Genomic DNA, 13,526 nt, shown 5'->3' with positions numbered 1-13,526 from the left:
CGTCCCCGCACTCCCTATGATGCGTTGAACGTTCGATACACGATCTTATGTTCGTATATAGAACATTTAAGCGCATCCCGGCGGGCAATGCAAGGGGCGCGTTTCATTCACTTCCCAGCCTTGCATGAGACCGGAGACACTGATGACCGAAGCTTTTCTGTGTGATGCGATTCGTACCCCGATCGGCCGTTACGGCGGCGCGCTGTCCGGCGTGCGCGCCGACGACCTCGGCGCGGTGCCGCTCAAGGCGCTCGTCGAGCGCAACCGCGACGTCGACTGGACGGCGATCGACGACGTGATCTACGGCTGCGCGAACCAGGCCGGCGAGGACAACCGCAACGTCGCGCGCATGTCCGCGCTGCTCGCGGGTTTGCCGGAGGGCGTGCCGGGTTCGACGATCAACCGCCTGTGCGGTTCCGGGATGGACGCGGTCGGCGTGGCCGCGCGCGCGATCAAGTCGGGCGAGGCCGCGCTGATGGTGGCCGGCGGCGTCGAAAGCATGACGCGCGCGCCGTTCGTGATGGGCAAGGCCGCCAGCGCGTTCGCGCGCCAGGCCAACATCTACGACACGACGATCGGCTGGCGCTTCGTCAATCCGCTGATGAAACAGCTGCATGGCGTCGATTCGATGCCGGAGACGGCGGAGAACGTCGCGGTCGACTACAACATCAGCCGCGCCGACCAGGACCTCTTCGCGCTGCGCAGCCAGCAGAAGGCCGCGCGTGCGCAGCAGGACGGCACGCTCGCCGAGGAAATCGTCCCGGTCACGATTCCGCAGAAGAAGGGCGATCCGGTCGTCTTTTCGCGTGACGAGCATCCGCGCGAAACGTCGCTCGAGACGCTCGCGAAGCTGAAGGGCGTCGTGCGTCCGGACGGCTCGGTGACGGCCGGCAACGCGTCGGGCGTCAACGACGGAGCCGCCGCGCTGCTGCTCGCGAACGAAGCCACCGCGAAGCGCTTCGGCCTGACGCCGCGCGCGCGCGTGCTCGGCATCGCGACGGCCGGCGTCGCGCCGCGCGTGATGGGCATCGGCCCCGCGCCGGCCACGCAGAAGCTGCTCGCCCGGCTCGGCATGACGATCGACCAGTTCGACGTGATCGAGCTGAACGAAGCATTCGCGTCGCAGGGCCTCGCGGTGCTGCGCATGCTGGGCGTCGCCGACGACGATCCTCGCGTGAATCCGAACGGCGGCGCGATCGCGCTCGGCCATCCGCTCGGCGCGTCGGGCGCGCGTCTCGTGACGACCGCGATGTATCAGCTGCATCGCATCAACGGCCGCTTCGCGCTGTGCACGATGTGCATCGGCGTCGGCCAGGGCATCGCGATCGCGATCGAACGCGTCTGATCGCGCATCCGGCGGAGCGGCGAAGTTCGCGCCGCTTCACCGGGTTTCCCTCCAAACGATGTGGCCGGCACGCGTTCGTCGTGCCGGCCACATCGTCATTCAGCTTGCGATCGTTGCGCGAGGCGTGCGACGAGCGCGTCGATCTCGGTGTCCGCGAACACCTCGATGCCATGCTGGCGCAGCAGCGCCGCCGTCACGCCGGCGCCGGCATGCCGTCGGCCCGCAAAACTCCCGTCGTAAATGAAACTGCTTCCGCACGACGGGCTGCCGTCCGCCAGGATCGCGTAGCGGCAGTCGTGCGCGCGTGCCAGCGCGAGCGCGGTGCGCGCGCCGCCGATGAACGGCGCCGTCACGTCGGTGCCGTGCACGTCGACGATGCGCGCGGCACCCGACAGAACGCGTTGCCCTGATGCCCCATCCGCGATTTCGGCGGGCGGTCGCGGCACGCTCAATCCCCCTGCCAGTTCCGGACACACGGGCACCAGGCGCCCTTCGCGCTGCCATCGTGCGAGCGTTTCATGCGCGGCGGTCTTCGCCGAGCCGTTGTAACGGACGGGATGACCGAGCACGCACATGCTGACGAGGATCTTCGGCAAGGCCGGCGGCTGCGACGTGTCATGCAATGTCGTTCTCCGAGCAGGCGGTGTTGAGCGAGCGGAAATTCTACGCGCGGGTTGCGTTCGCGCGTGTACGGATGACGGAGGATCTCGCGCCGTGCGGCATGTCCGCCGCCGCATTCCGGCACGACCGATTCCATTGATTGCTGGATGTTTTCATCGAATTCAAATGCCGGTCGAATGAGGCCGAGCAGACTGAATCGTTTCGCTGTGCGCAATGGTTATGTGAACCGATGCGTCGCCTGATGTAATCCAGCAAAGCATCGGGCCGTATCCGCAAAGCGCCGGACGCGATTATCGCGGGATTACTTGATCGAAATCATGTCGACGACGGAATTCAAATTTTCGAGCGCTTTCGGACTCAGGATTTCCCGGTGATTGCCGACAGTAAGGACGAGACCGTCGTAAAGCGATAAACCGTTTTTCGGCTACTGAGCGTGATTCTCGCGCCGCGCGGATCCCGCAGACGGATCCGCCTTTCGGAGCCTTCCATGCGCAACAACCAACCCGTCACCCAACAAGAATTCGAATTTCCCGACGACGTCACGCTGATGTCGACCACCGATGCCGACAGCATCATCACGTACGCGAACACGACGTTCGAATCCGTGAGCGGCTTCTCGAACGACGAACTCGTCGGTCAGCCGCACAACGTCGTGCGGCACCCCGATATGCCGAAGGAGGCATTCGCCGACATGTGGGCGACGCTGAAGAACGGCGAGCCGTGGACCGCACTGGTAAAGAATCGCCGCCGGAACGGCGATCATTACTGGGTGCGCGCGAACGCGGTGCCGGTGATGCGCGACGGCGTGCCGCACGGTTACCTGTCGGTGCGCACCAAGGCGCCGCGCGACGAGATCGCGGCCACCGACGCGCTGTATCGCGCGTTCCGCGAAGGCAAGGCCGGCCAGCGCCGGTTCCACAAGGGGTTGATCGTCCGGACCGGGCTGCTGCGGATCATGTCGTTGCCGCAGACGATGTCGGTGCGCGCGCGCGTGCATTCGGCGTTGTGCGTGCTGGCGCCGGCCGTCGTCGGTGCGGGCTGGGCATGCGGGCTGACCGGCGGCGGGCTCGCGGCGTTCGCCGCCGCGACGGCCGGCGTGTCGGTGGCCGCCGGCCTGTGGCTCGATGCGCAGATCGTGCGTCCGCTGAAACGGCTGCACGACCAGGCACTGAACGTCGCGACCGGCGAAAGCCGCCGCGGCGTGCGGATGAACCGCGTCGACGAGATCGGCATGACGCTGCGCACGATCAACCAGCTCGGGCTGATGTTCCGCTGGCTCGTCGACGACGTCAGCGAGCAGGTGCACAACGTGCAGCGCGCGAGCAACGAGATCGCGCAAGGCAACAACGACCTGAGCGCGCGCACCGAACAGGCCGCGTCGAGCGTGCAGGAAACCGCCGCGTCGATGGCCGAGATGACGGCGACCGTATCGAGCAATGCGGAGACGGCGCTGCAGGCGAACCAGTTGTCGGTTTCCGCGAGCGAAGCGGCAGAGCGCGGCGGGCAGGCGGTGAGCGAGGTCGTGACGACGATGAACGACATCACGGCGAGTTCGCGCAAGATTTCCGACATCATCGGCGTGATCGACGGCATCGCATTCCAGACCAACATCCTTGCGCTGAACGCGGCGGTCGAGGCGGCGCGCGCGGGAGAACAGGGGCGAGGCTTCGCGGTGGTCGCCGGTGAAGTGCGGGCGCTCGCGCAGCGCAGCGCGAACGCGGCGAAGGAGATCAAGACGCTGATCGGCGCGAGCGTCGAGCGGGTCGAGTCGGGCGCGCGGCGGGTCGACGATGCGGGCAAGATGATGGAGGACATCGTCACGCAGGTGAAGCGCGTGTCGGACCTGATCGCGGAGATCAGCTCGTCGACGGCGGAGCAGAGCACGGGCGTCGCGCAGGTGGATCAGGCGGTCGTTCACCTGGACAACATCACGCAGCAGAACGCGGCGCTGGTCGAGCAGAGCGCGGCGGCGTCGGAAAGCCTGAAGCAGCAGGCGACGCGGCTCGTCGATGCGGTGAACGTGTTTCGATAATCGGCGGGGGGCGCGCGTCCGCGCGTTCCGTCGCGGCGAGCCGGTTAAATCCCGGCTTTCCGATTCGATTCGAATGTATCGAACGAGAGGTATTCTCATTTCCGAACCCGGATTTATTTCGCCAATCCGGACGGAGGATATGTCTCCATTGATCAGACGATTGACGGCCAGGTATTTGATAAAACGGGGTTTTTGATTCACGTATAAACGAAGTTTTCGGCTGAATCAAGATGATGCGAAATTAATGCATATTTACCCGTGGCCGGCATAATGTTTTCGCCGGATTTGCCGAAAGCGCAGGAGTGTGACCGAACGCATGCGGGACAGCCGCGATGCGTACGGTCTCGATCCAATCCACAAGCGGACACAAGATTCGCAACCGGGAACTCCACACCATGCGCAATAACCAGCCTGTCACGCAACGCGAATTCGAATTCCCCGATGACGCGACGCTGATGTCGACCACCGACGCGGACAGTTACATCAAATACGCGAATGCCGCGTTCATTCAGGTCAGCGGATTTTCCCCCGAGGAAATCGAAGGCCAGCCGCACAACGTCGTGCGGCACCCGGATATGCCGAAGGAGGCGTTCGCCGACATGTGGGCGACGCTGAAGAACGGCGAACCATGGACCGCACTGGTAAAGAATCGCCGCAAGAACGGCGATCACTACTGGGTCCGTTCGAATACGGTGCCGGTGATGCGCAACGGGCAGCCGACCGGCTACATGTCGGTGCGCACGAAGGCGACGCGCGACGAGATCGCGGCGGCCGACGCGCTGTATCGCGCGTTCCGTGAAGGCAAGGCCGGCAATCGCCGTTTCCACAAGGGATTGATCGTCCGGACCGGGCTGATGCGGGTCGCGTCGCTGTTCCAGACGATGTCGGTGCGCGCGCGTTTGCATTCGACGCTGTGCGTGCTCGCGCCGGCCGTCGTCGGCGCGGGCTGGGCATGCGGGCTGGCCGGCGGCGGGCTCGCGGCGTTTGCCGCCGCGACGGCCGGCGTGTCGGTGGCGGCCGGCCTGTGGCTCGATGCGCAGATCGCGCGTCCGCTGATGCAGCTGCGCGACCAGGCGTTGCGCGTCGCGAGCGGCGAGAGCCGCACCGGCGTGGCGATGAACCGCGTCGACGAGATCGGCATGACGCTGCGCACGATCAACCAGCTCGGGCTGATGTTCCGCTGGCTTGTCGACGACGTCAGCGAGCAGGTGCACAACGTGCAGCGCGCGAGCAACGAGATCGCGCAGGGCAACAACGACTTGAGCGCACGCACCGAGCAGGCGTCGACCAGCGTGCAGCAGACGGCCGCGTCGATGGCCGAGATGACGGCGACCGTGTCGAGCAATGCGGAGACGGCGCTGCAGGCGAACCAGTTGTCGGTTTCCGCGAGCGAAGCGGCCGAGCGCGGCGGGCAGGCGGTGAGCGAGGTCGTGACGACGATGAACGACATCACGGCGAGTTCGCGCAAGATTTCCGACATCATCGGCGTGATCGACGGCATCGCATTCCAGACCAACATCCTCGCGCTGAACGCGGCGGTCGAGGCGGCGCGCGCCGGCGATCAGGGGCGCGGCTTCGCGGTGGTCGCCGGCGAGGTGCGGGCGCTCGCGCAGCGCAGCGCGAACGCGGCGAAGGAGATCAAGACGCTGATCGGTGCGAGCGTCGAGCGGGTCGAATCGGGTGCACGGATCGTAGACGGCGCGGGCAAGACGATGGAAGACATCGTCACGCAGGTGAAGCGCGTGTCGGACCTGATCGCGGAGATCAGCTCGTCGACGGCCGAGCAGAGCACGGGCGTCGCGCAGGTCGATCAGGCAGTCGTGCATCTGGACAACATCACGCAGCAGAACGCGGCGCTGGTCGAGCAGAGCGCGGCGGCGTCGGAAAGCCTGAAGCAGCAGGCGACGCGGCTCGTCGATGCGGTGAACGTGTTTCGTTGAAGGCGGCGGAGGGAGGTGACGCGGGCGCGGCGGAGAGGGGGCGCCGGCCCGCGTCGGGACCGCCCGGTTTCCACCGGGCGGTCAGGGCCTGTCACGGACGCGACAGGCCCCGAACCGTCAGACGGCGAGACAGAGGTACTTGATCACGACGTAATCGTCGATGCCGTAGTGCGAGCCTTCGCGGCCGAGGCCCGACTGCTTGACGCCGCCGAACGGCGCGACTTCGTTCGAGATCAGGCCTGTGTTGACGCCGACCATCCCGTATTCGAGCGCCTCGGCGACCTTCCACACGCGACTGATGTCGCGGCTGTAGAAATACGCGGCGAGACCGAACTCGGTGTCGTTCGCGAGGCGGATCACCTCGTCGTCGCTGCCGAACTTGAACAGCGGCGCGAGCGGCCCGAACGTCTCTTCCTTCGCGACCTTCATCGCCGGCGTGACGCCCGTCAGCACGGTCGGCTCGAAGAAGCCGTGGCCGAGCGCGTGGCGCTTGCCGCCCGTCACCACGGTCGCGCCCTTCGCGAGCGCGTCCTCGATGTGCGCCTCGACCTTCAGCACGGCCGCTTCGTTGATCAGCGGGCCTTGCGTGACGCCCGGCTCCGTGCCGCGACCGACCTTCAGCTGGCCGACCGCCGCAGCGAGCTTCTGCGCGAACTGGTCGTACACGGCTTCGTGCACGTAGAAGCGGTTCGTGCACACACACGTCTGGCCGCTGTTGCGGTACTTCGACGCGATCGCGCCCTGCACGGCCGCATCGAGATCGGCGTCGTCGAACACGATGAACGGCGCGTTGCCGCCGAGCTCCAGCGACACCTTCTTGACCGTCGCCGCGCATTGCGACATCAGCAGGCGGCCGACCGGCGTCGAGCCGGTGAACGACAGCTTGCGCACGATCGGGTTCGACGTCAGTTCGCCGCCGATCGCCTTCGGGTCGCCCGTGACGACGCTGAACACGCCGGCCGGCACGCCCGCGCGCTCGGCCAGCACGGCCATCGCGAGGGCCGAGAACGGCGTCGCTTCAGCCGGCTTCACGACGATCGGGCAGCCTGCCGCGAGCGCCGGGCCGACCTTGCGGGTGATCATCGCCGCCGGGAAGTTCCACGGCGTGATCGCCGCGCACACGCCGATCGCTTCCTTCGTCACGACGATGCGCTTGTCGCTCGCCGGCGTCGGGATCGTGTCGCCGTACACGCGCTTGCCTTCCTCCGCGAACCACTCGAGGAACGACGCCGCGTAGCCGATCTCGCCCTTCGCCTCGGCCAGCGACTTGCCCTGCTCGGTGGTCAGGATCAGCGCGAGGTCGTCGGCGTTTTCCATCATCAGGTCGTGCCACTTGCGCAGGATCGCCGCGCGTTCCTTCGCGGTCTTCTTGCGCCATGCCGGCCATGCGGCGTTCGCGGCTTCGATCGCGTGACGCGTCTCGGCCGTGCCCATCGCCGGCACGGTGCCGAGCAGGCCGCCGGTTGCCGGGTCGCGGACCTCGAACGACTCGCCGTTCGCCGCGCCTTGCCATTCGCCGTTGACGTACGCCTGCTGGCGGAACAGCGACGGGTCTTTCAGTGCCAGGGTTTCCTGAACAGTGCTCATATGCATCGCCTGCTTTGAAAAGGACGGATAAGGACGGATGAAAACGGCCGCCGCCGTCTTCACGACGGCGGCGGCACATTCAGTTGAGGCGGACGGGAACTCAGGCCGGCACGCCGACCGTTTCCTTCAGCACTTCCTCGAGGATCACGAGCGCTTCGTCGAACACGGCCTGCGGGATCGTCAGCGGGAACAGGAAGCGCACGACGTTCGAGTACACGCCGCACACGAGCAGCAGCAGCCCGCGCTCGAGCGCACGCGCCTGCACGCGCTTCGTGAATTCCGCGTCCGGCTCGCCCGAACCCGGCTTCAGGAATTCGACCGCGATCATCGCGCCCGGGCCGCGCACGTCGGCGATCTGCGGCACGTCGGCCTGCAGCGAATTCAGCTTCGCCTTCAGCACGTCGCCGAGCTGCGTCGCGCGTTCGCACAGCTTCTCTTCGTCGATGATGTCGAGCACCGCGTGCGCCGACGCGACGGCCAGCGGGTTGCCCGCGTACGTGCCGCCGAGGCCGCCGGGGGCAGCCGCGTCCATCACGTCGGCACGGCCGACGACGCCCGACAGCGGCATGCCGCCCGCGAGGCTCTTCGCCATCGTGATCAGGTCGGCCAGCACGTCGTAGTGCTGCATCGCGAACAGCTTGCCGGTCCGCGCGAAGCCCGTCTGCACTTCGTCGGCGATCAGCAGGATGCCGTGCTCGTTACAGATCTTGCGCAGCGCGCGCACGAATTCGGCCGGCGCCGGATTGAAGCCGCCTTCGCCCTGGACCGGTTCGAAGATGATCGCGGCGACGCGCTTCGGATCGATGTCGGCCTTGAACAGCATCTCGATCGCCTTGATCGAGTCGGCCGTCGTCACGCCGTGCAGCGCGTTCGGGTACGGTGCGTGGAACACGTCGCCCGGGAACGGGCCGAAGTTCAGCTTGTACGGGGCGACCTTGCCGGTCAGCGCCATGCCCATCATCGTGCGGCCGTGGAAGCCGCCCGAGAACGCGATGACGCCCGGACGGCCGGTTGCCGCGCGCGCGATCTTGATCGCGTTTTCGACGGCTTCGGCGCCGGTCGTGAAGAACGCGGTCTTCTTCGGGAAGTCGCCCGGCGCGCGCGCGTTGATCTTTTCGGCCAGCTCGACGTACGACGCGTACGGGACGATCTGGTAAGCGGTGTGCGTGAAGCTGTTCAGCTGATCCGCGATCGCCTTGACGATCTTCGGGTGGCGGTGGCCGGTGTTCAGCACCGCGATGCCGGCGGCGAAATCGATGAAGCGGCGGCCTTCGACATCCCACAGCTCCGCGTTCTCGGCGCGGGCTGCGTAGAAATCACACATCACGCCGACGCCGCGCGGGGTGGCGGCGTTCTTGCGGGCCTGCAGGTCGGCATTCTTCACGGTCATCTCCTTGATGTTTTGCCCGGTGGGATAAAAATCGGCCGCGTTGGCAGCCCATGGAGGCGACTATAATCACATTTGGCTCTGGCAATCAGAGCCATTTCAATAAATATTCAGGAGCCAATCATGCGCGCAAGCGTGTTGTCGGACTGGCTGGCGCAGCGCCTCGTGCGCGGCGGCGAACAGCCGATCTACCGGCAGCTGCACCGCCTGCTGCAGCAGGCGATCCTGTCGCGCGAACTGCCGGCCGGCACGCGCGTGCCGTCGTCGCGGCTGCTGGCGGCGGAACTCGGAATCGCCCGCAACACGGTCACGCAGGTTTACGAACAGCTTGCGCTCGAAGGCTACGTGAACTCGGCGACGGGGCGCGGCACGTTCGTCGCCGACAGCGCGCCGGACGAGATCGTCGGCGCGCCGGCCGACGCGGGCGCCGGGCCGGCGGTGGTGCCTGCTTCCGCGCGGCGGCTGTCCTCGCGTGGCACGCGGCTCGTCGAAGGCGCGGGCGTGTCGAAGCGCCAGGGCGGTGCGTTCATGCCGGGCGTGCCCGATGTGTCGCGATTTCCGGCGCGCGTGTGGACGCGGCTGCACAACAAGTACTGGCGGCGCCTGCGCCCGGACCTGCTGACCTATGCGCCGGGCGGCGGGCTCGCGCTGTTGCGCGAGGCGCTGGCCGACTATCTGCGCACGTCGCGCTCGGTGCGCTGCACGCCCGAGCAGATCGTGATCACGACCGGGATCCACCAGTCGATCGACCTCGCGGTGCGGCTGCTGACCGATCCGGGCGACGCGATCTGGACCGAGGATCCGTGCTACTGGGGCGTGCGCAGCGTGCTGAACGTGTCGGGGCTCACCACGCGGCCGATTCCGGTCGACGACGAAGGGATCGCGCCGTCGGCCGCCGATCTCGCCGAGCCGCCGAAGCTGATGCTCGTCACGCCGTCGCATCAGTATCCGCTCGGGATGGTGATGAGCCTCGCGCGGCGGCGGATGCTGCTCGAATACGCGCGCCAGCACGGCTGCTGGATCATCGAGGACGACTACGACAGCGAATTCCGTTACGGCAGCCGGCCGCTCGCGTCGCTGCAGGGGCTCGATACGGCCGGGCAGGTGATCTACGTCGGCAGCTTCGGCAAGACGCTGTTCCCGGGGCTGCGGGTCGGGTATCTCGTCGCGCCGGAGCCGCTCGCGGAGAGCTTCGCGACCGCGAGCGCCGAGCTGTATCGCGAAGGTCAGCTGCTGCAGCAGGCGGTGCTCGCGGAGTTCATCGCGGAAGGGCATTTCGTGTCGCATATCCGCAAGATGCGCACGCTGTACGGGCAGCGCCGCGAGGTGCTGCTCGACGCGGTCGCGCGCCGCTACGGCGATACGCTGCAGGCGCTCGGCAGCGATGCGGGGCTGCATCTCGTCACGCGGCTGCCGGACGGTGTCGACGATCGCGCGGTCGCGCAGGCCGCGCTCGAACGCAACATCGTCGTGCGGCCGTTGTCCGGCTATTACGCGCAGCGCGAACGTGCGGCATCGGGATTGCTGCTCGGTTATGCGTGCGTGCCGGAGGACGAGATCGCGACGGCGTTCGCGACGCTCGCCGAGGCGATCGACGAGCGGGCGTTCGAGCAGGTCGTCGCGACGGTCTGACGGGAACGGCACGGTGGCACGCGCGCGCCGCGGGGCGGGCCGTCGATGGGTGAGCCAACGATCGCCTCCGCGGTGCGGACCGATCGTCGGCGTGCGCTACAGCCGAATCAACACCGCGCCCGCGACCACCAGCACACACGCGGCGAGCCGCTGCGCGCCGGGCCGCTCGCGCATCGCGAACCAGCCGATCGCGACCGCGAAGATCGAGCTCGTCTCGCGCAGCGCCGACACCGTCGCGACCGGCAGGTGCCGGTACGCGAGGATCACGATCCCGTATGCGGCGAGCGAGATCGTGCCGGCGATCGCGCCCTGCGTGAGCGCGGTGCGCGACGCGAGCACCGCGCGCGGGCCGCCGCGCAGCACGCAGACGAGCACGAGCTGCGGCACGCTCCACAGCAGATACACCCACGCGATGTAGCCGAGCGCGCTGCCGGACACGCGCGAGCCGATCCCGTCGCAGATCGAATACGCGGCGATGAACACACCCGTGAGCAGCGCATACGGCACGCCTTCGCCGGAGAACCGGAAGCCGCGCCGCAGCGCGAGCGACATGATGCCGAACGACACGAGCGCGATGCCCGCGAAGCCGAACGGCGTCGGCCGCTCGTGCAGCATCGCGAGCGCCAGCACCGACACGAGCAGCGGCGAGAGCCCGCGCGCGATCGGATAGATCTGCCCGAACTCGCCGTTGCGGTACGCGCGCGCCAGCGTGAAGCAGTACGCGACCTCGAGCACCGCCGACGCCGCGACATACGGCCAGACGGCGGGCGCCGGCGCGGGCAGCAGCACGGTGCCGGCGATGCCGAACGCGAGATACGGCAGCGACATCGTGCCGAGCTGGATGAGCCGGTCTTCGCTGACATGGAGGAAGGCATTCCAGATCGCGTGCAGCAACGCGGAGCACAGCACGAGACCGATGAACAGGTGATCCATGAACGAAGGCGCGGACGGGAAGGGGAGCGGCGAGCGCCGTCAATTATGTGGGTATCCGGCGCGCTCGCGCGGAATTGTCGATAATGGAGCGTTGTTATTCACCGGATGCCGACGATGACCGAAGCCCCCCTCACCCCGCCCGCCGTTCCGCGCCTCACGAGCCTGTCACACGGCGGCGGTTGCGGCTGCAAGATCGCGCCGGGCGTGCTGTCCGAGCTGCTGAAGCGGGCCACGCCGCCGGCGCTGTTCCCGGACCTGCTGGTCGGCACCGAGACCTCCGACGACGCGGCCGTCTACCGGCTGAACGACGAGCAGGCGATCGTCGCGACCACGGACTTCTTCATGCCGATCGTCGACGATCCGTTCGACTTCGGCCGCATCGCGGCAACCAACGCGCTGTCCGACGTCTACGCGATGGGCGGCAAGCCGATTCTCGCGCTCGCGCTGGTCGGGATGCCGATCAACGTGCTGCCGCACGAGACGATCGCGGCCGTGCTGCGCGGCGGCGAATCGGTGTGCGCGGATGCCGGCATTCCGGTCGCGGGCGGCCACTCGATCGATTCGGTCGAGCCGATCTACGGGCTCGCGGCGATCGGCGTCGTGCATCCGTCGCGCGTGAAGCGCAACGCGGCCGCGCGCGCGGGCGACGTGCTCGTGCTCGGCAAGCCGCTCGGCGTCGGCGTGCTGTCGGCCGCGCTGAAGAAGAATCAGCTCGACGACGCGGGCTACGCGCAGATGGTTGCGACGACCACCAAGCTGAACCGGCCGGGTGCCGAACTCGCCGCGCTGCCGGGCGTGCATGCACTGACCGACGTCACGGGCTTCGGGCTGCTCGGCCACACGCTCGAACTGGCGCGCGGCGCGAATCTCACCGCACGCGTGCATTACGCGTCGCTGCCGTGGCTGGCGGGCGTCGAGGCGTTCGTCGCCGACGGCGTGTTCACCGGCGCATCGGGCCGCAACTGGGCGGCGTATGGCGCCGACGTGCGGCTCGCCGACGGGCTGCCGCCGGTCGCGCAGGCGCTGCTGACCGATCCGCAGACATCCGGCGGCCTGCTGGTCGCATGCGCGCCGGACGCGGTCGACGACGTGCTCGCGTGCTTCCGCGCCGACGGTTTCGATCGCGCGGCCGTGATCGGCGAGATGGTGGACGGTCCCGCGCGCGTCGACGTCGCCTGACGCGTTTTCTTACCGCGGATCGCCGTCGGTCGCTGGAATCGATGCCTTCCCTCGACGGCATCGACGACCGATGAACGATTTCCTGTTCGGGCTGGCGATCGCGCTGTCGGTCGGGCCCGTCGCGCTGATGATCGCGAACCACGGGATGCGCGCCGGCACCGCGAGCGGCGTGCGCGCGGCGGTCGGCGTGGCGTCGGCCGACGGCTGCTATGCGCTCGTCGCGTTCACGCTCGGCGCGATGCTCGCGAGCACGCTCGCGTCGTACCTGCCGCTGTTCCGCTTCGTCGGCGCGCTCGTGTTGCTCGCCATGGGCGCACGCATGCTGTGGCAGGCGCTGAAGGATCGGCGCCGCACGCTGGATGGCGCCGCCCCGCCGCCGGGCACGCGCCCGTTCACGTCGATGTTCGTCGTCACGCTCGCGAATCCGCTGACCATCCTGCTGTTTTATGGCTATGCCACCGCTACCGCCACCGAAGCTGCCGGCGCGCACCGGCACTGGCCGCTCGGCGCCGCGTGCGTGTTTGCCGGCAGTCTCGCCGGACAACTCGTGTTCGCGTTCGGCGGCAGCGCGATCGGGCGCATCGTGAAGTCGCCGCGATGGCTCGTGGCGAGCCATGTGCTGGCGGCGCTCGTCGTGCTCGGTTATGGCGTCGCGGGGATGCTGCGCGTTTAGCGAATCGGATGCCGTCGCCGGTCACGATCGATAGCGGCGATGTCGCGTCGCCCAATCGAATGGCATTCCTGATTTTTTTGTCGGATATCGTTCGAACCACGCGCACACGAACCGCGTGATCGAACGCCGCGGGCCGTTTCGTAGCCGGGTTCCGCATCGCGCACGCGCGTTCTATACTCCCTCGCGCAGTCTCCGAG

At 67.7% G+C, this 13,526-nt stretch carries 10 protein-coding genes; 6 read left to right on the top strand and 4 right to left on the bottom strand.

Annotated elements, in window-relative coordinates; all coding sequences use genetic code 11:
• Nucleotides 1–142 precede the first annotated feature (142 nt).
• The gene (gene pcaF / locus ACV22W_RS13565) at nucleotides 143–1,345 is read left to right on the top strand and encodes a 3-oxoadipyl-CoA thiolase (RefSeq protein WP_448019809.1); all 1,203 of its coding nucleotides are present in this window, start codon (nucleotides 143–145) and stop codon (nucleotides 1,343–1,345) included.
• A gap of 95 nt (nucleotides 1,346–1,440) precedes the next feature.
• Here the strand turns inward: pcaF and ACV22W_RS13560 are convergent, their stop codons facing one another.
• Nucleotides 1,441–1,920 (bottom strand): DUF523 domain-containing protein, encoded by a 480-nt coding sequence (locus ACV22W_RS13560; protein ID WP_448020052.1) that lies wholly within the window; start codon nucleotides 1,918–1,920, stop codon nucleotides 1,441–1,443.
• 533 nt (nucleotides 1,921–2,453) lie between these two features.
• On the opposite strand from ACV22W_RS13560, the gene ACV22W_RS13555 reads away from it, so the two are divergent.
• Both ACV22W_RS13555 and ACV22W_RS13550 read left to right on the top strand, forming a co-directional pair.
• Entirely contained in the window at nucleotides 2,454–3,998 is a 1,545-nt protein-coding gene (locus ACV22W_RS13555) for a methyl-accepting chemotaxis protein (RefSeq protein ID WP_448019808.1), read from the top strand.
• 395 nt (nucleotides 3,999–4,393) lie between these two features.
• The gene (locus tag ACV22W_RS13550) at nucleotides 4,394–5,938 is read left to right on the top strand and encodes a methyl-accepting chemotaxis protein (RefSeq protein ID WP_448019806.1); all 1,545 of its coding nucleotides are present in this window, start codon (nucleotides 4,394–4,396) and stop codon (nucleotides 5,936–5,938) included.
• Nucleotides 5,939–6,055: 117 nt separating this feature from the next.
• Here the strand turns inward: ACV22W_RS13550 and gabD are convergent, their stop codons facing one another.
• Both gabD and ACV22W_RS13540 read right to left on the bottom strand, forming a co-directional pair.
• The gene (gene gabD, locus ACV22W_RS13545) at nucleotides 6,056–7,525 is read right to left on the bottom strand and encodes an NADP-dependent succinate-semialdehyde dehydrogenase (protein ID WP_448019804.1); all 1,470 of its coding nucleotides are present in this window, start codon (nucleotides 7,523–7,525) and stop codon (nucleotides 6,056–6,058) included.
• A 100-nt stretch (nucleotides 7,526–7,625) separates the two neighbouring features.
• Nucleotides 7,626–8,909, bottom strand: a complete 1,284-nt coding sequence (locus tag ACV22W_RS13540; RefSeq protein ID WP_107938225.1) for a 4-aminobutyrate--2-oxoglutarate transaminase — start codon at nucleotides 8,907–8,909, stop codon at nucleotides 7,626–7,628.
• A 126-nt stretch (nucleotides 8,910–9,035) separates the two neighbouring features.
• Between ACV22W_RS13540 and pdxR the strand changes: the two genes are divergently transcribed.
• Entirely contained in the window at nucleotides 9,036–10,544 is a 1,509-nt protein-coding gene (gene pdxR / locus ACV22W_RS13535; protein WP_448019802.1) for a MocR-like pyridoxine biosynthesis transcription factor PdxR, read from the top strand.
• 96 nt (nucleotides 10,545–10,640) lie between these two features.
• On the opposite strand, the gene ACV22W_RS13530 is transcribed toward pdxR, so the two are convergent.
• Nucleotides 10,641–11,477, bottom strand: coding sequence for an EamA family transporter (locus ACV22W_RS13530; RefSeq protein ID WP_448019800.1), 837 nt, complete (start codon nucleotides 11,475–11,477; stop codon nucleotides 10,641–10,643).
• 114 nt (nucleotides 11,478–11,591) lie between these two features.
• Between ACV22W_RS13530 and selD the strand changes: the two genes are divergently transcribed.
• Nucleotides 11,592–12,656: a selenide, water dikinase SelD gene (gene selD, locus ACV22W_RS13525; protein ID WP_063888591.1), complete on the top strand. Its 1,065-nt coding sequence runs from the start codon at nucleotides 11,592–11,594 to the stop codon at nucleotides 12,654–12,656.
• 70 nt (nucleotides 12,657–12,726) lie between these two features.
• Complete coding sequence (locus ACV22W_RS13520) at nucleotides 12,727–13,329, top strand: LysE family translocator (RefSeq protein WP_448019798.1); 603 nt, start codon at nucleotides 12,727–12,729, stop codon at nucleotides 13,327–13,329.
• Nucleotides 13,330–13,526 lie beyond the last annotated feature (197 nt).

It is taken from the genome of Burkholderia sp. AW49-1 (genome assembly GCF_053427845.1).
The sequence above is the reverse complement of the archived record's forward strand: the minus strand, read 5'-3'. Positions and strand labels throughout refer to the sequence as shown.